A 23,330-nucleotide genomic window follows, 5' to 3' on the forward strand; every position below is an offset into this window, starting at 1 on the left:
GGACGGGAGAAGCCAGGTGAAAATCGTCTCCACCATCGACCGTCCGCTTGCCGACGAGCATGTGATCGCCGTCGACCCGCCGCTGATGCCGCAGCTCGATGCGGTGTGGCGGCGGCGGATCAACCCTTTCACCGGCCGCGCGCTTTCGGATCGCGCGCTGGCCGCCGAGCAGGCGTGCAGCGCCGGCATCCAGCGGCTGCGCGGGCAGAACCTGACCCCCGGCATCATCACGGGCATGGACCTGCTGCTCGAGCCCGGCGCGATCGGCGCATTGCCCGACGATGCGCTGGTCCAGATCCTGCCCGGCTACGGCCTTGCCGCGTCGGGCGAGGACATCACCGTCTCCACGCCGCGCCGCATCGCGCTCGGCAAGCTGCCGGTCCATGCCCGTGCCGATATCCTGAACGCGATCGCTACGAAACAGCCGGCGCCGAAGACCGCCGAGCCCAAGGGCAAGGATACGCTTCCCCCCTTGCTTCCGCGCCGTATCGGCCCTGCACTCGGCTCGCTGATCGGTTTCAAGGCAGCGAGCGCGCTGCCGCGTGTCATGGTCCTGGTCGCCGAGCCGGTCACCGCGACGATCGAGGCGCGCCCGCGCGATACCTGCCCGCCCGATCCGCGCGACGATCCCTATGACGATCTCCGCCTTATCGACGGCGTGCGCCTGGTGCTGGTCGCCTGGCCGTCCGAGCTGACCGCCACGGGCATTCCCGACTATGCGCTGCCCGGCCCGGGCAGCGACCGGCGCAACCGCGTCGCCTATCGCGTATTCGATGCCGAGCGCGCCCGGGCGCCCGGCGCGCTCCATCCCTGGGAAGCGATCGGCGTTCCGATCGCGCTGGTCGGCTTCACCGACGACTGGAAGCTCGACTTCGTCGATCGCGCCGCGGTCGTCCGCCTCGGCGGCCAGCCCAATCCGCGCACGCCGCTGACGACCGGGAGCGGATCGCCCCTGCTCTGGCAGGCGCGGGTGTCGCAGTTCGTCGAGCAGATCGCCGATCTCGACAGCCTCACCGCCGACGCGCTCACCGCCGCCTTTCGCGAGCTGCCGCCGGTCGGCTTCCTGCCGGCCAGCGTGATCGACCTCGCCGCGCGCCGCCAGGATTTCTTCCCGCCCGGCTTCTCGCTCAGCGCCTCGCCGATCCCGCTGGAGCATCTCGACTTCGCGGTGGGCCAGAGCGCCGGCCTTGCCCCGATCAATCTGGCCTATCCCGACGTCCTGGAACTGCTCGTGCCGGTGCCCGAGCGAGTCTACGAACCCGGCCTGCTGGAGACGGCGGTGGTCGATCCTGCCTTCGCCCGGGCGATGGCGCGCTATATCGACGATCGCAGCGACTGGCTGATCCGCCGCGAGCTGCTGATGCGCCGCCGCGACCTGCTGATCGACGGGGTCACCGGCAACCGCCCGTCGCACGCGATGCTCCCGCTCGCCGAGGCCTTGCCCTATCCGAGCGAGCGCGCGCCGGTCACCGCGACGCGCTTCCGCCGCATCCAGTCAGGCGGCACCGTCAAGTCGCATCAGCTGACCAATGCCGGCAGCTCGCTGGTCTTCGCCAAGGGCGACCGCGCCTTTGTCTGGGTGCGGGTGGTGCCCGGGACCTTTCCCACCGGCCTCTCGATCCGTTTCTCGGTCATCGGCGGGTTCGGGCCCGTGGTGTTCTGGGGATCGTCCTCCGGTCTGCCGGTGGCGGTCGGCGCGAATCCCGGCCCGTTCGACATGGGCGACCTGCCGGAGGCGGGGGTGTGGACCCGGCTCGAGGCTTCCGCCGATATCGCCTGGCTGCCGTCGGGCGTGCCGCTGGCAGGCTCGGTCGCCAAGGGGGTCGAGCTCACCCAGAACAATGGCATTGTCGAATGGGGACCGATCGGCAAGATCGACGCCGACGGCAACGAGACGATCTGGATCGCCGACGACGCGCCACCGGCGTCGGTGCTGAGCATCGGGGGCAATCCCGGTTGGACCCAGACTTCCGCCACGCTTGGCGATCCGCCGGTCGAGGGGGATCACGGCACCACCGAAGCCGATGGCATCCGCACGGTCAATGCCCTGACGCGCTTCCGTGCGCGCTGGTCGCAGGGCTTCCTCGACAGGGATTTCACCGATCTCACCGAAGCCGGGATCGAGGGCTTCACCGCAGCGATCGAGGCCCGGCTGCGGATCACCAACGACGCGATCGATCTCGGCTTCGTCCGCGCCCGCGCCGACATCTACCGCGTCCGCCAGTATCTGCTCGGTGGCGACGCGGCGTCGCGGCTGGTGACCTCGCCTGCGCTCGCCGATCTCGCGAACCGCGACGAGAGCGCGCGGGCGACCAGCGAAGGCCTCGCCGCCTTCCTCAAGACCGCATACAAGACCGACTTCCTCCGTGACGAGGACAACCCGCTCGAAACCCAGCCTGCGAGGGGGCGGACCGAGTCCGCAGTGGATCCCAAGGCGCGCAAGAAGGACGAGAAGCCCGCCCCCAGCGCGCTGTTCCTCAACGGGCTGGCGATCAGCCAATATTCGTTCACCAGCAACGTGATGTCGTATCAGGTGGCATCCCAGGCGGTGAGCACCACCCAGGCGGCGAAGGCGCAAACTTCGTACAGCGCGATCTCCTGGTCGCAGGTGTCGAAGGCACTGCCGCAATACAGCATTGCCGCCAGCGCGGTGCAGATGAGCGCCTATCGCCCCACCGACGTGCAGGCGCAGCACCCCGTGCCCGGCATGGTCGAGCGCAGCCTGTCGATCGCCGAACGGCTCCGTCCGGCCCCGGCGGTCGAGGCGCATGCCTATGCGATTGCCGGCAAATATGCAGTGGTCAACGCCATTGCCGGGCTGATCGGCGATCCGCTGACCGGCGAAGGCCGCACCGGCATCGCGCTGGGCGACCTGCCCGCGCCGGGCTTCACCAACATGAAGGGCGACCCGCCGCCGCCGCGGAAGGGTGGCAGCATCGGTGACGTGATCCTCGACCGGGTGAAGACCGGCGACAATGTCGAGTATCGCGACGACGACGAGCGTACCGCGCAGAATTCACGCCACGAGGCCGATTATTTCGCCTCGGCGGTGCGGGCGATCGACAATACCGTGGCGCTGATGCGCCTGGTCGAGGGGCGGATCGATCTCTACAACCAGCTGCTCGCCGATGCCCGCTCGGTGCGCGAGGAGATGCTCGGCCAGGTCGCCGGAATCGACGCCCGGCTGCGCGTCATCGCGGTCGAACTCGAGGAAGCGCGGCACGACGTCAGCGTCGCCACCGCGCTGCTCGCCGAGGAGCGCGACCGCGTCCAGACGCTCAATGCCCGGCGCAAGGCGATCCTCGATGCCAATGTGAAGGCGATCGTCTTCCGCAGGCCGCGCCGCGCCGATCGCAGCCATGCGATTCCGGTTGCGCCCGCGGTCGCGGCGCTGATGGAATCGCCGGTCACCGCCTGCCTGCGCGAGCATGAGAATGTGCCCGAGGAGCTGCGCGAGTTCACCGCGCTGTTCCGTGAGGCCGCGGTCGCCTGGTTTCCGGGCGTCAGGGCGCAGCTCGCGCTGATCGACCGGCTCGATGCCGCGCGCAGGGCGCTGGTCGCGGTGCGGGTGCGTGCCGCCAACCCGTTCCTGCTTCAGTACACCCCGCCGTCCAACCCGCCGGTGATGCTCGCCGCGATCCACACCGCGATCGCGGCGCAGCGCACCCTGTTCGACGCGCGTCGGGCGATGGCGCTCGACATCGATGTCGCCGGTGCTGCTTCGTCGCAGCTTTCCTCCGCGATCGTCGCGCTCGCCCAGCATGCCAGCCTGGCCGACATGATCGCGGGCGATCACCAGCGGGCGGTGCTGGCACGCATGGCCGCGTCCGAAGTCGAGGGACTGGCCCAGGTCGCGGGCTGCCTCCATGCCAGTTTCGGCGAAACCCCGCCGATCCTGCGGCTCGAATGGGCGGAGCTGCTCTCCGAGTTCGATCGCCCGGCGCCGCTCTCCAACCTGGCCGGGCTCCCCGGCTGGCATGATTTGCCGATCGCGCTGCGCCGGACGCAACAGGGCTTTGTCGACTGGCTGTTCAGCCGGATCGACCGGTCGATCGCGCCCGCCGAAGCCGCGGTCAACGAGCTGGTCCGCATCTGCATCCTGCTGGCCGCGCATGCCCCGGTCGAGCGGATCATTCCCGCCCGGCTGGTCGCCCCGGCGCCTGCCCGGATCGGCGTCCGGCTCGATCTCGCGATCGACGTCGGCATCGCGCGTATCGGCATGACGGTGCTGGTCCGCGGTGCCGACCAGCAATCGGTGGCGCAGGCGGTTGTCGACGATATCGGCGACGGGCTCGCCCGGGCGCGCATCGTCAAGCTGTACGGCCAGACCACGACCATCGCCCAGACGATGAGCTTCCACGTCAGCGACACCGGAGCGCGCTGATGGCGGAAGTGAGTGTCGCGCGCCTCGCGATCTCGGCGGCGCCGGGCCGGGTCGGCGAGACACGGATGCGCAGCGAGGATGCGTTGCGGCTCGCGGTGCCCGACGACGATCGCCTGCTCGTGCTGCGCCGCCTCGATCTGGGGGCCTTGCCCGCCCGCGCGCCGCCCGCCTTGTGGGAAGCGCGGGTGGCCGATCGTGTGCGCGAACAGCGTGCCCGCGCGGTCCATGCGGCCCAGGCGGGCGCGGCCGATGCCGATGCGGTCTGGTTCCGCTCCGAGGAAGAGGCGCGCGCCTTGCTGCTCGCCCTGCTGGCGAGCGGCCGAGCGCCGACCGCCTGGTTCTGGCGGCTGGCGGTTCCAGGCTTGCAGGGATTGTCGCCGGCCGGCTGGGTCGCCAGCGAGATCGGCCATGCGCTCCTCCATCCCGAGGCGCTGCCGCCGCTTGCGCGCGCGCTGATCGTGGCGGTCAGGGCAGGCGAGGCGGCGCGCGTGCTGGCGTGGCTGGCCCAGGCTCTGGCGCCACCGGCCGTGTCGCAGGCCGTTGCTGCCCCGGCACCGTTGCGGGCACCGGCTGCTATGGCCGAGTCCGCCAGGGCAGATCCCGTCCTTGCGCATCGGGCACGCCAGCTCTTTGCGAGGCTCGAGCCCGTGGCGGTCGCGGCGATCCACGCGGTGCTGGCCGATGCGCGCGGGACCGAGGCTGCGCGGGAATGGCTGGCGCGCTTTGCCCTGATTGCGGCCGCGCCCGAACGCGCTGTCGCGCCGGAGGCGATCGCGAGGATGGCGCAGGCGCTGCAGGCGTCGATCCTGGCGGAGGCGACCGCGCCGGCCGCTCCGCCGGAGGGGGAAAAGGCGCGGGCCGATCGCGCACCTGACCGGCCCGATGCGGCTGCCGAACCGGACCGGCGACTCACCCGGCCCGTGGATCGGCCTAGCATTGCGGCCGAGCATCAGGTCGAAGCCGGCGACGCGGCGCCCGCAAGCCTGGTATCCGAAAGTCCGGCATTGGCCGAACCGGAACCCTATCTCGGCGAGTGCCTGGAAAGGGCCACCAAGGCTGCGGGCCTATTCCTGCTCGTCCGTCCGCTCTGGCGCATGAACATCGAGCCCTGGCTCGCCGAGCGTCCCGATCTCGCCATGGCCGGCTTCGGCCGGGCGCTGCTCGTGCATATCGCGGAGCGCATGTGGGTGGAGGCCGAGGACCCGCTGTTCGCGCTGCTAGGCGAGGTGGAGCCGATCGACCCCGAGATCCTTGCCGCATGGCGCATCGGCCTCGACCGCTGGCTGCGCCGCAACGTCCGCTGCACGCTCGCCGACATCGTCAATCGGCCGGGCCATCTCACGCGCCGGGATGAAGGGATCGACATCCGCATGTCGCCCGAAAGCGCCGATATCCGGCTGCGCCGCAAGGCGCTCGATCTCGATCCGGGCTGGGTCGGCTGGCTGGGGCTGGTGATCCGCTACCACTATCGCGACCGCGTGCCGGCATGACCGCCGAGGGCGCCATCACCGCCGATCTTGGCACGCTCGCGCTGGCGGCGGTCGGGCATGCTGGCAGCGGGCCGCTGGCGGTTTCGGGCTGGAGTGCGGACATGCTCCAGCCCTGCATCGCCGCGCTCCGCGCCGCGCCGGGCGAGCGGGACCGCCGCCTCGTCGCGCTGGCCGCGGCGCTCGACCTGTCCGATGCCGAGATCGCCGCCGCCGCCCTGTGCCTCGCGGTGGAGCGGGACTCGCGCACCGCGCGGGCGCTCGCCGAGGTTCAGCATCCGCTCGGTAGCTCGCGTCCCTTGCTCGGCCTCGTCGCCACCGCGCTGGAGCCGGTGGGGGGCGAGGTGCTTGCCCTGGCCTCGGGCGCGGCGGTCGCCTCGGGGCTGATCGAGATCGGCAGCGAAGCCGCGGCGCTGCCCGAACGCAGCCTCTCCATCCCGCTGCCCCTGCTGGGCGCGCTGACCGGCCATGCCGATGCCTGGGCGAACGTCCGCCCGGTTACCCCGCCAAGGGTTCCGCTTCCCGACGCGATGCGTGCCGCTGCTACTGCGCGTGCAGGGCTTCTGGCGCACCGCCCGCGCGGCGGGATGGTGATCCGCTCCGCCTCCGCATCCGAGGCGCTGGCCGCCGCGATCCTCGCCGCATCCGTGCTCGGCCTCCAGCTCGCCCGCATCGACGGCGATCCCCCGCCCGGGCTCGCCGCCTGGCTGCTCGCGAGCGGCCACGCCCCGCTGTTCGCGCCGCGCCCCGGCCCCGGCGAGCGCTGGCCGCTTCCGCCGCTCGGCCATTATGCCGGGCCGTGGTTCGTCCTGCCCGGCCTGGACGGCGTGATCGAGGCCGAGGAGCCACCGGTCGAATGGCTGCTCGCCATGCCGGACGAGGAGGCGCGTGCCGGCCTGTGGCGCGACGCCGGTGCGGCGCAGGTTGATGCCGCCACCGCGGCGGCCAGCTTCCGCCAGGGTGCGGGGCGGATCGCCGAGGCCGCGCGCCGCGCGCACGATCATGCCCGGATCGAAGGACGCGGGGCGCTGGAGTGGCAGGACATCATCGCCGGCGTCGCAGCAGGGGCGGCTTCGCTCGACATGCTCGCCCGCCGCAGCGATGCGCAGGTCCCCGACGGCAGCCTGGTGCTTCCTCCCGAGCTGGACGACGCGCTCGCCCGGCTGGTGACCCGCGCCCAGCTCCGCTCGACGCTCTCGCGCGGGCTCGGCACGGCGGTATCGGCGCGCTACCGCCCCGGCGTCCGCGCCTTGTTCACCGGCGAATCCGGGACCGGCAAGACGCTCGCGGCGCATTGGCTGGCGGGCAAGCTCGGCCTGCCGCTGTACCGCGTCGACATGTCCGCGCTCACGTCGAAATGGATCGGCGAGACGGAGAAGAACCTCTCCGCCATCCTCGGTGCGGCCGAGCATGCCGATGTGCTGCTGTTCTTCGACGAGGCGGATTCGCTGTTCGGCGCGCGCACCGACGTCAGCGACGCGCATGATCGCTATGCCAATGCGCAGACCAATTTCCTCCTCCAGCGGATCGAGGAGTTCGACGGGATCGCGCTGCTCGCGAGCAACAGCCGCGACCGGTTCGATCCCGCCTTCGCGCGTCGGCTCGACGTGATCCTCGAATTTCCGATGCCCGAGGCGCCCGCGCGGCGGGACCTGTGGCGGGCGCATCTGGGCGACGCGCACCAGCTCGACGATGCCGCGCTCGACCGGATCGCGATCGCGGTCGACCTGGCGGGCGGGCACATCCGCAACATCGTCCTCGCTGCCGCCGCGCGCGCCCGTGCCGCGGGCACTGCGATCGGCTGGGAGGCGGTGGCCGCCGCGACGTGCGAGGAATATGGCAAGCTGGGGCGCCCGCCGCCCCATCTGTCGCGATGAGCGGCGCCGGCGTTGCCCTGGCGCCCCGCGCGGCCAGGCCCGCGAAGCGTGGCGGCTTCACCCCGCAGCGTTCGTTCGCCACCTCACCCGTCATGACCGCGACGCTGCAGGACCTGCCGGCACGTCCCGCCTATCTCGCGCCGCCGCCCCAGCTCGATGGCATGCTGGATGCCAAGGGCCTCGACGGGCAGAAGCTCGACGCCCAGAAGACCGACAAGGTCGACGACAAGGCGAAGGGGAAGGCCGGCAAGGACGGGCCCGGCGCCGGCGGCGGTGCGGCCGCCAAGGGCAAGGACCAGAAGGCCAAGGCGTCCGCCGCCAAGGGAAAGGGCAAGGCGGGCGGCAAGGCCAAGGGCGGCGATGCGGGCGGCAAGCTCGCGATTCTCCACTTCCTCCACGAGCCGATGACGCCGGTCACCGGATCGGGGCAACTCGCCCGCCCGCGCTTCGAGGTCGTTGCCGATACCGTCGCGTTCTCGGCCCCGCGTGCGCTGCCTTTCGGTCCGGCCAAGGCGAAGAAGGCCGACAAGCCCGAAGTGGTGAATCCCGCCGACTATCGTGCCCGCTTCGCCGAGGCGGCGACCGCGAGCTTCAACCTGTTCCAGCAGCTGAACGACGGCGCCCGCCGGCTCGCGGAGGAGTCGCGCACCTTCTCGAGCCGGATCGCGGATCGCCACCGCGACGCGCTCGACCAGCAGCTCAGCCGCCTGGATGGCGATCTCGACCAGGCGCGCACGCGGCTGATGTTCGGCCGCGAGGAGGCGCTCACCGCGCTCCATGACGGCGCCGATGCGATCCGGCGCAAGGTATGGGGCGCCTCGAACTCGTCGCTGGGCACGCTCTCGGCGCTCTACACCAGCTATCTCCAGGCGATGAGCGGCCCGCAGGGGCGGGCCAAGGAGATCAGCGCCAGATCGAGCAAGGCGGTCACCGATCTCGCGACGAGTTCGGACAAGGCGATCCTGGCGCTCACATCGCTCAAGGGCAATCCTGCTCCCGTGCATGACGATGGCGGCGAGGTGTGGACCCCGCCGATCAACGAGGCGATCGACGCCAAGCTTCCCGAAAAGGCGAGCGAGGAGGTCAAGGCCTTCACCGAAATGGTCAAGGGCTTCCGCGAGCCGTTGGAGAAGCTCAACGCCTGCCTGCCGTGCAAGTTCTCCGGCGCCTTTGCCGACATGAACGGGCGGGTGAAGAGCGTCCACGAAACCGGCCCCAACGCGATCCGGTCGGCGCGCGATGCCGGGCTGTCCTCGATCGCCAATACCGAGCTCCAGCTCGAGGACATGATCGAGCGCGGCGTTGCCAGCACCGATGACGCCCTGGTCAAGCAGCATGACAGCGCACGTACGCGCTACATCGAATCCGCCGCCGCGACGATGGCCAGCGAGACCAGCCGGATCGAAGGCGTCGGCCGTGCGCAGGTGCGTACCCTCCTGGCGATGGCGGAATCGCAGCCCCAGGCGCTGCAGGGTGTCGTCGATCGCCTCGAGGATCTCAAGGATCGGCCCGAGAGCGAGTTCGCCAAGGCGGTCGGCACGAGCACCAGCAGGTTGCGCGTGACCATTGCGACCAGCGCGGCGAAGCAACCCGGGCTTGCCCAGTCCGTCTTCGGGCAGCAGGTCGCACCAATCGATCGCCAGGCAATACGCTTCGATCTGGGCATTGCCCGCGGCATCGCCGACATCGCCAAGTCGAGCGGCGACATGGTGGCCAACAGCATCGCCAGCTATCTGGGCGAGGTCGGCAAGGGGCTGGACGGGCTCAAGGACCTGCCTGGATCGGTCACCCAGCAATGCCAGGGTTTCCTCGACCCGATGGACAACAGCTACAAGACCGCGGTCGAGAAGCTTGGTGCCGCGGTCGACGCGACGGGTGCCGAAGTCAACGCGATGCTCACCGGCGCCACCGCCAAGGCGGGCGGCGACAAGCAGGGTGAGGACAAGCAGGGCGGCGACAAGGGCGCCGGGAAGGACGGCGCGGCCAAGGGGGATGCGAAGGCTGGCGGCGGCGCGCCGGCGGCCAAGGGGGAGGGCTCGCTCGACGGCGCCGCCCCCCAGGCGGTCACCAGCTCGCCCGGCTCGGGCCCGCCCAAGTTCAAGGCCAAGGGTGGCGCCAAGCAGGCCGAACCCGGTGCCGGAGCGCCGGCCGAGCCCGCGGGTAGCTGTGGTGGCTGCAACGAGGCTCCGCCCGCCGCCAGTAACGAGGCCGGCACCAAGAAACCGGACAAGCCCGCGCCCAAGGCGGACGGCAAGGGCGCGGCGGAGAAGGGGAAGGGCGGAGAGGCTGGCGCCAAGGACCAGATGACGGTCGACAAGCTGATCGAGCTATCGGGCAAGATTGCCGGCAATGTCCTGGCGAGTCCGGCGATCAAGGAATTCCAGGGCAATGCGCGCCGCAGCGTCAGCGAGGCGCTGACCAAGCACTCCGAGGCCATCGACAAGGAATGCAGCGCCTGGTTCTCCTCCGACGGGGACCGCATCGTCGCCGAACTAAGGGGTACCACCGCGATCCAGGGGACCGCCTACCGCCAGGATCTCGCGCATGGCAGCACGCTGGACGAGCGGATCCGCAAGGCGATGGGCAACAGCTGGGGGATGCCCGAGACCAAGCAGCAGAACTATAATTCCGCGATACGTTCGCTCAACGGCAAGACCGGCGCCGCGGCGATCGCCGACCTGCGTGCGGCGTTCAACTGGACCGACGACAATGAGCGTGCCCGCCAGACGCTGGAAAGCCTGTCGCCCGCGGATCTCGCCCAGCTGCGCAAGGACCATGGCGCCGAGCTGATCACGATGGCGAAGGAGCTGGAGGGCGCCGATCGCAAGAAGTTCGAGGCGCTGATCGGCCTCGACGCCGATGGCAAGTTCCTCCCCGCCAGCGAGGCCTCGGCGAACTACAACGCGATCCGCCTGCAGGAGGCGATCGCCGCCGGCCGCGCGGTGGAAGGTGAGGAGGGCTGGGAAAAGACCGGCAAGGGCATCGGCGATGTCGGCAAATCCTCCGGAACCTCACGCCTCGCCGGCAACGACGATCCCTTCAATCTGGGCAGCGATACCAAACGCAGGGATCGCGAGAAGAACGAGTGGGAGAAGACCCAGCTCGCCTATGGCCGGAACACCGGCGCGGTGCCGGCCGCTGGCAAGGACGGCAAGCCACCGACCAAGGAGGAGAAGCTCAGCGCTGCACAACAGGGGATCATCGAGGCGGCGACCAGGACGATCACCCATCATCACGAAAGCCAGGGCAGCGGCGAATATCCGCCGGTCGAGTGGGACACGGTCGACAAGGTCGGCGACGACCATAAATTGTGGATCAAGCGGATCGTGGAGAACGGCGCGGATTCCAAGGAGGCGCGCGCCGCCCGGCTCGGCATCGAGATGAACCGCGCGGGCAAGCCCAAGCGCGAAGGGCTCGACGAGTCGATGCATTTCGGCGGGGCGGATGCGGTCGAGGGTGGCCATTACGATGCCAAGGTGCGCGAACAGGGCCTGAAAGGGGCCAAGGAAGAACAGGACGCGGTGCTGCTGCTCTATGCGCAGGACCAGCTCGACCGCCAGGCGAAGAAGGACGGCACGCCGCACCAGGATAACAAGCGGAGCGCCGAGGACATCCGCAAGGAGCTGTCCGTGCAGCTCGGGGCGAAGTTCGGCAACGACAAGAAGGCAGCGGACGACGCCGTCGGCATAGTCTCCGATCCCAAGGGCTCCCCGCTCGCTGCGATCGAGCTCGCGATCAGCAGCGAGAAGAAGGAGATCGCGATCCAGCAGCTCAAACGGATGGACAAGGAGGAGATCGCCAAGCTCATCACGGCCTATAACGAGGCACACAAGGGCGAGAAGGGGCTCGAGGAACAGCTCGGAATCAACGGCAACCACTGGAACTGGCACAATTGGAACGGTGCGACCTTCAGCGGCGACGATGCCAACGAGATCGAGATCGCCTTCATGGGCGTGCCGCAGAACCCCAAGGAACGCGGCGAGATCGCCCTTCGGGTGATGGACCAGCAGACCGAGCAGGCGGGCGTGCTCGGCATGGCTCTCGCCTATGGCGACTACAAGAAGCTGACCGACAATGCCGCCGAGCTTCGCCGGCTGATGGGGATCAAGGAAGGCCAGGTCGACGAGCGCGGCCGCATTCGCAGCAAGGATCCGCAGACCGGCCTGCCGATCAAGATCAACTTCGACGAGAATGGCGATTTCGTGCCGCCCGAGAAGGGGGATGCCACGGCCTTCGAGCGTGCGGTGACGATGTCGCGCATCACCGCGGACAACTATGTCGCCTCGGTCGACAGCATCGCCAATTTCGTCGCGACCGCGCTGGTGGTGGTCGCGGCGGTGGTCACCACCGTGCTCACCGGCGGCGCGGCGGCGTCGATCTGGATCCCGGCGCTGGTGACGCTGGGCGCCGGGCTGGTCGGGATGGGGCTGAACGTCGCGATCAAGGGCGGGCGCTATGGCCGGGACGACATGGTTCGCGATCTCGTCCAGACCGTCGTCCAGGCCGCCACCGCCGGGATCGGCGCGGGGGCAGGGGCGGCGTTGCGGGGCGGCTCGCCTGCGCTCAAGGCGCTGGCCGGTTCCTGGCGGATGAGCGAGCAGGCGCTGGCCAAGGCCGCCGGGTCCGCGGGCGCCCTGCGCGCGCTCACGCTGACCGAGGAAGTGGTGATCGGCGCGGGCAGCTCGATGCTCGCAGGCGGGGCCAATGCCGCGCTCGATCCCGCCGCCCGGCGGCGGGAAGATTATGGCATGAACATCTTCCACTCGATGGCCAAGGGCGCACTGGGCGGCGGGCTCGGGGCCCTTGGCGCGCGGGGCGGCAGCAAGATGTTCGAGGCCGCATCGAAGCGGCTCAGCTCGGGCGTGTCGCAGCGCGCGATGGCGGTGGCATTGGCGGCGGGCAAGTCCGAGGCCGAGGTCATCCGTGCGGGCGAACAGGCCGTCGCCAAGCATTGGGCGGTCGAGATCGGCACCCGCGCCGCCGGCTCGGGTGCGAGCGGGATGGCGTCGAAGGGCGGCGAGATGCTCTACGACAAGCACATCAAGGGCGACAATATCAGCTATGGCCAGATCTTCCGCGAAATGGGCACCGCCGGCCTGACCAACTTCATCCAGGGCGCGGCCGAAGGGGTGGGGGATCGGCGCATGCGCAAGCGCTACGCCTCCCGCGCCGAAGAGCAGCATTGGGTCGACAACAATCCGCATGATCCCTTGGCCCAGCAGGGCAAGCCGCGCGAGCATGCCGGGGGAGGGGACGCCGAGGCGGAGACCGCGCGGCTCGCCGCGGTCGCCAGGCCGGAGACGGAAGCGGGGGGCGATGCCGGCAAGGGTGGTGCCGGCAAGCTGCCGCATCTCGACGCCGATACCACGCGCGCTGCCGAGATGATCGGGTCGGGCAGGCTGCTTGATGCGCCGCCGGAGCAGAAGCTGCTCCCGCCCGGCAAGACTCCCGCCGCCGAGGAAACCGCGCTGACGCCGCCCAAGACCGATCACGAGGAGCTGGCGGGGCCGCAAGCCGAGCCGACGGACAAGCTGCTTCCACCGGTCAAGCACGAGGATCCGCCCACCACGCAGGTCGAGAAACAGCCGGTCAGCGCGGGGCGCACGGGCGAGTCCGAGGTGCTGCTCACGCTCAAGGGATCCGGAGGCGGCAGCGCCCCCGCCGCCAACGACAATGGCGGCGCCACCGAGAAGCGGTTCGCGGTCGCCAGCGTCGACATGGTCGCGCTCGGGCCGATCGCCGAGGGTACCGTGTTCGTCCATCCGGAGTCGCGCAGCCGCGAGGCGGCGAACGACAATTTCGGCCGCATGGTCCTCGCCGACCCGAACCGCGAGGTCGCGGTCTACCGCAACCCGGTGACCGGTGAATATGTCGTCATCCAGGGCGCCAAGGGCAGTGTCGGGCGGATCAACTCCGCCGGCGAACTACGCGGGCCGAATAGCGTGGGCCGCCGCACGGCATGGCAGGCGCTGCTCAACGAGCAGGGTGGCCACTGGGTCATCGAGCATCATTTCCATCCCAACGGGACCGATGCCCACGGAAAGCCCCTGGCGCATACCGAGCTGATCAGCCGCCTGCCCAGCGGCGAGCCGGGCGACATGCATCAGGTGATCGGCGAGGTGACCGACCTTGGTCATGCCGAGCGGTCGTCACGTATCTATTTCATCGACAACGGAAAATTCAATTTCACCGATTTCGGGATCAATACCAATAACCCCGAAAAGCCGATCTGGATCAACTTCCCGCATCCCGAAACCGGCGTGCACACCAAGCGCGAATTCGCGACGATGCGCGCCTATCACGAGTTCCTCAGCGAGACGCTGAACTTCAACTTCCGCCTGCCGGAAAGCTATGTCGAGCCGGTCCTTGTTCCGGCCAAGGTGCCGCAATCCGAGCCCCGCGCGCTGTCGGCCGGGTCGGGCCACACTTCGCTTAGCCCACGTGACGTCTCGGACATCCAGACCGTCGCGCGGCGCGCGCAGGCGCTGCCCCCATCCGAGACGCACGAGACCCTCCGCACAATGGGGCTTGTGGGCGAGAAGGACTCGATCGCGCGACTGCACCTGGTGGTGAACGACGAGAACATCCCGTTCGACACCCGCAAGAAGGTCGCCGCGTTGGTGCTCGAGGCCAATCGCGCGGACATGGTACGGCGCGGCGAACTCGACCCCGACGAGCCGCTGCATCTCGTCTTCCACGGCGCGCCCGAGGGCCGCAGCAAATCGATCCGCGAGGGCGGGATCGACATGACCAAGATCACGGACGGCAGCTCGGACGATTTCGGCCGCGGCCTCTATCTGACCAGCCAGCTCGACAACGCCCTGCTCTATGCCCGGCGCATGGTCGGCAAGAACCACCCGGACGGCACGCCCCAGCTTCCCGGCGAGATATTCCCCTTCCTGATGCGCGGGCGCGACATCCCGCGCGAGATGCTGGACGTGCGCACCGGCGGCAAGCACCGCGCCGCATGGGACGAGTTCCTCGACCGTGTCCCGGCCGCCTATCCGCCGTCGAAATCCTCGATACCGGGCCTGGAATCGCCGTACAAAACCGCCCGGCACTATGCCGCCGGCGACCCCTATCCGCAGAAGAGCCCGACGCGCGGTGAAGTGTTCGAAGCGTTTCTGGCCGAGAAGAAGCTTCACATGGTCGCGATCGTCCATGGCGATCTGGGCATGGATAGCCTGACCAACGGGATCGGCCGGGGCGACCAGTTCTCGCTGCGCTCGCAAGTGCTGGCCGATACGTTCAACGACCAGCTCGGCTTCACCCGCAAGGCCGCGCCCACGCCCGCGCCCGAGGGTGAGGTGCTGCATTCGCTCAAGGACCTGGTCAAACAGGATCCCTCCATCGCCGAAACCAGAAAGGTGCCCCACCCCGACAACCCCAAGCGCAAGATCGTATTGACGGCTTCGCAGCAGGCGGAGGCGCAAGCCGAGGCGGCGAAACTCCAGGCGAAGGCGGACAAGAAGGCCGCGCGCGATCAGGAGCGGGAGGCGAAGAAGGCGGAAAGGGCGCAGGCGAAGGCCGCCAAGCAGCAGGCCGCGCCGGAGACACAAGCTGCGCCGGCCGTCGTCGATCCCGCCGCCGCCCCGCCGGTTGTCGTCGATCCTGCCGCCGCGGCGGCGACGACCGAGGCGACCGGCCGCGAGGGCAAGCAGTCGAAATGGGTATTCGATCTCGCCGGCGCCCGGGCGGCCGAACGGAAGCTCGCTCTCGCGGAAGCGAGCGCGCTGTTGCAGGACAGTCGCGCCGAATCGCTCAGCAATCTGGCCAACAACGGCCCGGCGGAGGTGGCGAAGCGGATCCACGAAGATGCGGCGATGAAGAAGGCGCTGTCCCCTGACGCGCGCCTGCTGGCCACCAAACTCGATCCGACGCTGGAACGCCCGGGCACGGGGCGCGCCCCGAATCACGACGAGAATGTGGAGACGCTCGACAACCTGCTCCGCGATCCGCACTTCAACGATCGTCATCCCGATCCCAACGTGGTCGCGGAGGTCCGCAAATATCTGGAGCGCCGCAGGGAGCTGGCCCAGTTGCGGCTCGACATCGAAGATGCGCAGGGGCCCACGCTCATCCGCGGCCAGGAGAATTGGCAACAGGCAGTTGCCGATGCGAAGCATTGGCGCGAGATTCAGCTGCCCGATGCCAAGCTGGCCGTGCGCAAGGCCAATCAGCCGGTCAAGGATCTGCTAAGCACCGGCCCCAACTACCAGGCGAAGCGCGGCACCCTGAAATATGACGAATATATGGGTCCCCCGGAATTCGCGGCCTATCAGAAATTGAAGGGAACGCCGCTCAAGTTCGATGTGGATCACCTCATACCCCTGGCCGAAGTCGCCAATATGTCGAAACTCGGGGAACTTCTGATCATCGGGGATCAGCTCGATGCCGACACCCGTGCCGAAATCCAGAGAAGAGTGATCGGCCTGCCCGATATCCCGGATAATCTGAAGATGATGCACCGCGACGCCAATCGGTTCATGAAGAGCGATCTCAACTGGTCGGACATCAGCTTCGAGAAGGCGGCGCAATACGGATACAGTGCGGAGATGGTAAAGGCCCAGCGGCTGGAGGAAATCCGGGTCCGCAAGCTGATCACGGACGCAATCGCGGACATGATCAAGGAATATGGGAAGAAGTTGGCCGAAAAGCGCGCCAAGACCCTTCAGCAGGGCACGCCGATCCAGACGCTGCTGCCGCCCCCGCCTCCGCCCCCGCCGGAAGACGACACGCCCTAGGCCGATCTCGACAGTCGGAGCCCCTTGTCGTCGTCCGCCGAAGGGCTGCCAAGCCGGGAGCAGTGTCAACCATGGTTGGCGATCGATCGCCCGAGGGCGGATGAGGGGCACGCGGGCATCATCCCGGGCGGCTTCGGGTTCGCCTGTCGCGCTCCTCAGCGCCCTGGGCCACGCGCCACCGCATAAGCGCATCTCCTCCCGGGCCAGGCTCGACGGCGATCGCGCGGGACGGGACGGGTGCCGTCTCGGCATCGAGAAGGGCCAGCTTCAAGCCATGGCCAGTCTCCGCATCGATGAACCGCAACGGTGCACCTTCACGCACGGCCTCGCGCCATTTGTCGCCGACCTGGACCATCGCCTGCATGAGCAGGGCCAGATCCCGGCCCTTTTCGGTCGGGACATATTCGTGCCGGTCCGGCCGCGCCTGATATTGCCTTCGTTCGATGAGCTCCGACTGTTCCAGCGACTTCAGGCGATCGGACAAGGTCGCGTTGGTGACGCCGGTGGAGCGCCGCAGATCGTCATAGCGGGTCAGGCCGAGCAGCAGGTCGCGCATGATGAGTAGACCCCAGCGGTCGCCTACGGCTCCCATCACCTCCGCGATCGAGCACGCCATTCCCTCGAAACCCTTTGATCGCACGGTCACACCTCCAGCCGGACACCGATTTCAGCAATAACTCTTATTATAAGAGTTGATATGCTCCTATGATGAGAGTTAGTTGATGCGGTCAGCTTTTAGGAGTCGGAAATGACCAGTGTCTCTCGAATTTTCGTGATCGGCGCGACCGGTGCGCAGGGCCTTCCGGTGGTGCACGGGCTGGTGGCGGACGGGCGCTACTCGGTCCTTGCCCTGACGCGGGATGCCGGATCCGCGCGGGCGCGGGCGCTTGCCGCCATGGGGGATGTCTCGTTCCTCGAGGGCAGTTTTGCAGACGAAGCCATTCTCCGGGAGGGCCTGCGCGCGTGCGACGGCGCCTTCGTCAACATCGACGGGTTCAACGCCGGCGAGAAGACCGAGATGTACTGGGCGATCCGCTGCTACGAGATCGCGATCGAGGAGGGCGTGAAGTTCTTCGTCTACGGCAATCTGGACTACACACTGAAAAAGGCCGGATATCGGTCGACCTTCCGCACGGGCCATTATGACGGGAAGGGCCGGATCGGCGAGTGGATCCTCGAACAGAACCGATCCAATGGCGATCGGATGGGCGCCGCGCTGTTCACCACCGGTCCCTATATCGAGATGGCGTTCTCGGCCCAGACGCCGATGACCCCGCGGATGGAGGACGGAGTGCTGACCTGGCGGGTGCCGCTGGGGGCGGGCGCAGTGGTCCATGTCGCGCTGAAGGATTGCGGCCATTATGTACGCTGGCTGTTCGACAACCCGGATCGGGCCAACGGCATGGACCTCGAGGTGGCGATCGAGCATGTCCGCTACGCCGATCTCGCCGCGGCGTTCGAGCGGGTGACCGGGCATCCGGCCCGCTTTGTCGACACCGATCTCGATACCTATTTCGCGCCGCTGCAGGCGATCGCCGCCCTGCCGGCCGGATATAATGCCGATCCGAACGACAAGGCGACGATGAGCTTCCGCGACAATTTCACCGGCTTCTGGAATCAGTGGAAGTACGACGTAATCCAGCGGGACTATGCCTTGCTCGACGAAATCCACCCGAACCGGATCCGGAGCGCCGAGGAGTGGATGCGGCGCGAGGAGCAGCGCGCGAAAGAGGCGGGGACCCTGACGCTCTGGGAACGCATGCAGCCGGAGAACCTGTCGAAGCGGCCGATCCTCAAGCTGAGCGAGGACCATCGACGCGGCGCGCTCTGATCGCAGGGTGCAGACTTCCGCTCCGGCGGGAAAATGGGCGGCCGGCGACTGTGCCGGCCGCCCATCTTGATGGCGTTCCTCAGTCGGCGGCCACGGCGTGCTGGCTCGGGGCGGGCTTGCGGGCGATCCAGATCACCGCGATCGTCGCCAGCGCCATCCAGCCGCAGATCCAGAACAGCTCGAGCGACGAGAGCAGATAGGACTGGTTGGCGATCTGGCGCATGATCGATCCGGCCGCCTGGAGCGGGCTCATCCCATGTGCCTGGAGTTGCTCGGTCGCCTGGCGATAGACCGGGGAATAGTCGTTCCCCACCTCGGTCAGCCGGGTCTGGTGTAGCGCGGCGCGGCGATCCCAGAAGGTGGTGATGATCGAGGCGGCGAAGCTGCCCGCGGTGATGCGCGCGAAGTTCGAGATGCCGCTGGCCGAGGGCACCCGCTCCGGCGGCAGCCGGTCGAGCGAGATGCTGACCAGCGGCACGAAGAACATGCTCATCGCGACGCCCTGCAGCAGCAGCGGCAGCATCAGCGTGACGAAGCTCGCATCGGGCGTGTAGTTGGCGCGCATGAAATAGGAGCCGGCAAAGGCCAGGAAGGCGACCGTGGCGAGCCAGCGCATGTCGAGCTTCAGCCGCGCGACGATCGGCGTCATCAGCACCGCGACGATGCCGCTCGGCGCCGCCACGAAGCCCGCCCAGGTCGCGGTATAGCCCATCTGCTCCTGCAGCCAGAGCGGCAGCAGCAGGTTGTTGGCGAAGAACAGCGCATAGCCGAGGCACAGCGCGAGCGTGCCGAAGGCGAAGTTGCGGCGCTTGAACAGGCTGAGGTCCACCGCCGGCGCGCGGTCGGTCAGTTCCCAGATCACCCAGGCGACGAAGCCGATCACCGCGCAGATCGCCAGCACGACGATCAGCGAGTTGTGGAACCAGTCGCGATCCTTGCCCAGGTCGAGCATCGTCTGCAGGCTGAACACCCAGAAGGCGAGCAGGATCAGGCCGACCGTGTCGATCGGCAGCTTGCGGGTGGGCGTCTCGCGGCTGGCGAGCTGGCGCCAGCTGATCGCGGCGGCGGCGATGCCGACGGGCACGTTGATCAGGAAGATCCAGCCCCAGTGGTAATTGTCGGAGATATAGCCGCCGAGCACGGGGCCGAGCACCGGCGCGACCAGCGTGGTCATCGCCCAGATGCTGAGCGCGGTGCCGCGCTTGTGCGGCGGGAAGATCGCGATCAGCAGCGCCTGGCTGCCGGGGATCATCGGCCCGGAGACCGCACCTTGCAGGATGCGGAAGGCGATCAGCGACTCCAGGTTCCAGGCGAGGCCGCACAGCAGCGAGGCGATGGTGAACAGGATCACCGAGATGGTGAAGGTCCGCACCACGCCCGCGCGCTGCATGAACCAGCCGGTGAGCGGCACGGTCACCCCGTTCGCCACCGCGAAGGAGGTGATCACCCAGGTGCCGTTGTCGGTCGACACGCCCAGATTGCCGGCGATCGTCGGCAGGGAGACGTTGGCGATCGTGCCGTCGAGCACCTGCATGAAGGTGCCGAGCGCCAGCGCCACCGACGTGACCGCCAGCGCGCCGCCCTTCAGTGGCGCCGGCTGGGCGCCCGCGGCGTTGCTCACCGGCCGCGTCCCAGATTCTCGGCGATGATCTGGCGGATGCGGGCCTCGATCTGCGGGCCGCCGTCGAGGCTCCGCTGGACCGCGCCTGCGGGCGGCGAGCTGCCGGCGACCATCGGGCCCGAGCGATCGCTCGTCGCCACCTTCACATCGACCGAGAGGCCGACGCGCAGCGGGTTCTTCTTCAGTTCGGCGGGATCGAGCGCGATGCGCACCGGCACGCGCTGGACGATCTTGATCCAGTTGCCCGAGGCGTTCTGCGGCGGCAGCAGCGAGAAGGCGCTGCCGCTGCCGGCGCCGAGGCCGAGCACCTTGCCGTGATAGGTCACGTCATTGCCATAGACGTCCGCATGGATCGTCACCGGCTGGCCCACCCGCAGGTGCTGGAGCTGGGTCTCGCGGAAATTGGCGTCGATCCACAGGCTGTCGAGCGGCACCACGGCCATCAGCGGCGTGCCGGCGGCGACCTTCTGGCCGAGCTGGACGGTACGCTGGGCGATCACGCCCGAGACGGGCGCGACGATCCGCATATGGCTGGAATTGATCGCGGCCTGGCGTACGTCGGCGATGGCCGCGAGCACCTGGGGATTGTTGTAGACCGAGGTGCCGGCGACCGTGCTCGCCGCCTGGGCCTGCTTGGCGCGGGCGAGGTTGAGCGAAGCACGCGCGGTGGTGACGGCGTCGCCTGCGTGGCTGACTTCCTCGCCCGAGACCGCGCCGTCCGCGGCTGCGCCGCGGCGGCGGCTATAGTCGTTCTGCGCGCGGCTCAGCTCCGCCTGGGCCTGGGCGATCTCCGCGCCTGCCTCGTCGACCTGGGCATTGTTGGAGCGCACGGCGCGGACCGCCCGGCCGAGCGCCGCTTCGGCAGCGGCGAGCTGGACGTCGGTGGTCGCCGGGTCGAGATCGATCAGCGGGGCGCCCTGGGTCACCTGCTGGGTATTGTCGGCGTGCAGTGCGAGCACCGTGCCGCCGTCGCGCGCGGTGACCGCGACGATGTTGCCGCCGACATAGGCGTCGTCGGTCTCTTCGCTGGGCGGCGCCGTGAAGACCAGCACGGCGTAGATGATCGCGCCGATCAGCACGACTGCGCCGAGGATCAGGAAGCCGATCTTGCGGGCGCGCGACTTGGTCGCCGGAGCAGCCGCTGCTGCCGGAGGGGCAGGGGGCGGTGCCGCGCGCGTCGTTTCCGGCTCGGCCTTGGGCTCGACCGGGGGCAGCTTCTCGCCGCGCGCCTTCAGCGCGCCTTCAGTCGTGTCGGTCATCTCAATGGGCTTCCACTGGCGCCGCGACGAGCGGCTGGTTGGGATCGAAACCACCGCCAAGGGCGGCGATGAGCTGGATGCGGCGGGTGAGGGCGTCGGACTGGAGGCCGGCCAGCGCCTGCTCGGCCTCGAGCAGGCGGAAGCCGGAATCGATCGTATCGAGCCGCGAGCCGAGACCGGTCGAGACGCGCACCTGGTCGAGCCGCGCTGTCTCGCGCAGGCCGGCGACGATGCGGCGCTGGTCGCCCAGGTCCTTGTCGGCGGTGCGAACCAGGGTCAGCGCGTCCGAGGCGTCGCGGATCGCGCCGAGCACGGCCTCGTTATAGCCGGCCACGGCCGCGTCGAGATCGGCGGTGGCGCCGCGATATTGCGCCTTGAGCTTGCCGCCCTCGAAGATCGGCAGGTGGATCGCCGGGCCCGCACCATAGGTGCGGGCGCCCGGATCGAAGAAATTGCCGAGGCCGAGCGCGGCGAAGCCGGCGAGCGCCTGGATGCTGACGTTCGGCAGGAAGTCGGTGCGCGCGACCTGGCGCCCGGCCGCGGCCGCATCGATGCGGGACTGGCCGGCGAGCAGGTCGGGGCGGCGGCCGAGCAGATCGGCGGGCAGCAGGTCCGGCACCGTCGGCGGGGCATCGAGCGCCAGCGTCGGCGCAGCGATCTGCGGATAGAAATCCGCGCCGCGCCCGGCCAGTGCGGCCAGGGCATGGACCAGCAGGTCACGCTGGCCCTGGGCACGGGTCTGCGCCTGTTCGGCCTCGGCCAGCAGTGTCTCGGCCTGGCGGAGCTCGAACTGGCTGGCGAGCTGGTGCTTGATCCGCGACTGGACGTAGCGGAGCGCCTGTTGGCGGGTGGTCACGAAGCCATTGGCGACCTGGATCAGCCGCTCGGCGCGGGCCAGCCCGACATAGGTCTGGGCGATCGAGGTCGAAAGGGTGAGACGCGCTGCGGCGACGTCGAGCCGGGCCGCCTGGGCGCTCGCCCGCGCCCCGGCGACCATTGCCTTCTCGCGCCCGAACAGGTCGAGGTTCCAGCTGAGATTGGCCTGCACCTGAGTGATCGGCCAGGCCGCGCCGGCATAGGGCGGCGGGTAGATATATTTCTCGGGGAAGCGCTGATAGGTCGACTGGCCATCGACGGTGACCTGGGGCAGCTGGGCGGCATGGCGCACGTCCACCATGGCCTCGGCCGCGCGGACGCGGGCGAGCGCGCTTTCGAGCGTCGGACTGTCCGAGAGTCCCATCGCGATCAGCCGGTCGAGCTGCGGGTCGCCGAACGCGGTCCACCAATTGGCGTCGATTGCCGGGGTTGCCGTGTCGAGACCGAGCGTGGCCGGCTGCAGCTGCGCCACCTGAGGTGGATCATGGGGCACGGTCGCACAGCCTGCGAGCAGGAGTGCCGTAAGTGCTGCGAGGCCTGCAGTGCGGATCATGCTTCTTCGTCCTCGGTGACAGGGGTGCCGGCGACGCGCTCGGCGGCGACGAGCAGCTTCGCCAGCAGCTGGACCAGAAGCTCCGCTTCGGCCTGGGTGAAGTCGGCGACCACCTCGTTCCAGGTCGACACGACGTCGCCCTGCAGCTTGGCGACCGTTTCGCGGCCGGCCGGGGTAATCGCCAGGCGCACGACGCGCCGATCCTCGGCAGTGCGATCGCGCGCGAGCAGGCCTCGGCTCTCGAGCAGGTCGATCATCCGGGTTGTGGCGCCGGTGGTGATACCGAGCTCACTCGCCAACTCTCCAGCATTACCCACCACGCCGTCGCGTACGACCTTGAGCGCAATCCATTGCTGGAAGTTCAGATCGAACCCGTCGAACTTGGCCTCGATCTGCCCCGACATGATCTTGTCGAGCCGCCGAAGCAGCCGCCCCGGCGAACGGCTCGCCGCACAATCCTCGATGGTGAAAACAGCCATAAATCTCGCCAAGCAGTATCTGCACAGGCAGATATATCGGGGTTGGGGTGTTTCAAGGGGATGTCCGAGAAAAACCGAGGGTCTCCGCGGGGCGCGTGAACCACGTGTTGGCCAGTGATCACGCCGGTGCGGAGTTTGGTCCGCTGCCGCGCGTGCCTTCAGAGTGCGGCAAGTTGAATTACTCGACTCGTCTCGCATTGGACACGGTTCGCCTCGGCT

The 23,330-nt window shown here is 68.9% G+C and carries 10 protein-coding genes; 5 read left to right on the forward strand and 5 right to left on the reverse strand.

Annotation, left to right across the window (positions count from 1 at the left end):
* Positions 1 to 16 precede the first annotated feature (16 nt).
* The 4 genes from GGR46_RS13725 to GGR46_RS13740 are packed head-to-tail and all read left to right on the forward strand — an operon-like array spanning position 17 to position 16,492.
* Positions 17 to 4,384 carry a hypothetical protein gene (locus tag GGR46_RS13725; protein ID WP_183998494.1) on the forward strand — a complete coding sequence of 1,456 codons (4,368 nt, stop codon included), beginning with the start codon at positions 17 to 19 and terminating at the stop codon, positions 4,382 to 4,384.
* Positions 4,384 to 5,874 (forward strand): hypothetical protein, encoded by a 1,491-nt coding sequence (locus GGR46_RS13730; protein ID WP_183998495.1) that lies wholly within the window; start codon positions 4,384 to 4,386, stop codon positions 5,872 to 5,874. Before GGR46_RS13725 ends, GGR46_RS13730 begins: the two co-directional genes overlap by 1 nt.
* Complete coding sequence (locus tag GGR46_RS13735) at positions 5,871 to 7,748, forward strand: ATP-binding protein (RefSeq protein ID WP_183998496.1); 1,878 nt, start codon at positions 5,871 to 5,873, stop codon at positions 7,746 to 7,748. The genes GGR46_RS13730 and GGR46_RS13735 overlap by 4 nt, the downstream gene beginning before the upstream one ends.
* Positions 7,745 to 16,492, forward strand: a complete 8,748-nt coding sequence (locus GGR46_RS13740) for a hypothetical protein (RefSeq protein WP_183998497.1) — start codon at positions 7,745 to 7,747, stop codon at positions 16,490 to 16,492. Before GGR46_RS13735 ends, GGR46_RS13740 begins: the two co-directional genes overlap by 4 nt.
* Before the next feature lie 118 nt (positions 16,493 to 16,610).
* On the opposite strand, the gene GGR46_RS13745 is transcribed toward GGR46_RS13740, so the two are convergent.
* A complete protein-coding gene (locus GGR46_RS13745) occupies positions 16,611 to 17,108 on the reverse strand; it encodes a winged helix-turn-helix transcriptional regulator (protein ID WP_343058161.1) in 498 nt (165 codons plus the stop codon).
* Between the two features lie 132 nt (positions 17,109 to 17,240).
* On the opposite strand from GGR46_RS13745, the gene GGR46_RS13750 reads away from it, so the two are divergent.
* A complete protein-coding gene (locus tag GGR46_RS13750) occupies positions 17,241 to 18,323 on the forward strand; it encodes an NmrA family NAD(P)-binding protein (RefSeq protein WP_183998499.1) in 1,083 nt (360 codons plus the stop codon).
* A 79-nt stretch (positions 18,324 to 18,402) separates the two neighbouring features.
* Here the strand turns inward: GGR46_RS13750 and GGR46_RS13755 are convergent, their stop codons facing one another.
* From GGR46_RS13755 to GGR46_RS13770, 4 genes are read right to left on the reverse strand one after another with little or no spacing between them, the layout of a single operon-like run.
* Positions 18,403 to 19,944 carry a DHA2 family efflux MFS transporter permease subunit gene (locus GGR46_RS13755; RefSeq protein WP_183998500.1) on the reverse strand — a complete coding sequence of 514 codons (1,542 nt, stop codon included), beginning with the start codon at positions 19,942 to 19,944 and terminating at the stop codon, positions 18,403 to 18,405.
* Entirely contained in the window at positions 19,941 to 21,203 is a 1,263-nt protein-coding gene (locus GGR46_RS13760; RefSeq protein WP_183998501.1) for an HlyD/EmrA/EmrK family protein, read from the reverse strand. Before GGR46_RS13760 ends, GGR46_RS13755 begins: the two co-directional genes overlap by 4 nt.
* 1 nt (position 21,204) lies before the next feature.
* Complete coding sequence (locus GGR46_RS13765; RefSeq protein ID WP_183998502.1) at positions 21,205 to 22,632, reverse strand: efflux transporter outer membrane subunit; 1,428 nt, start codon at positions 22,630 to 22,632, stop codon at positions 21,205 to 21,207.
* Entirely contained in the window at positions 22,629 to 23,111 is a 483-nt protein-coding gene (locus GGR46_RS13770) for a MarR family winged helix-turn-helix transcriptional regulator (protein WP_183998503.1), read from the reverse strand. The genes GGR46_RS13765 and GGR46_RS13770 overlap by 4 nt, the downstream gene beginning before the upstream one ends.
* Positions 23,112 to 23,330 lie beyond the last annotated feature (219 nt).

This window comes from Sphingomonas kyeonggiensis, from assembly GCF_014196745.1.
Classification (GTDB): domain Bacteria; phylum Pseudomonadota; class Alphaproteobacteria; order Sphingomonadales; family Sphingomonadaceae; genus Sphingomonas; species Sphingomonas kyeonggiensis.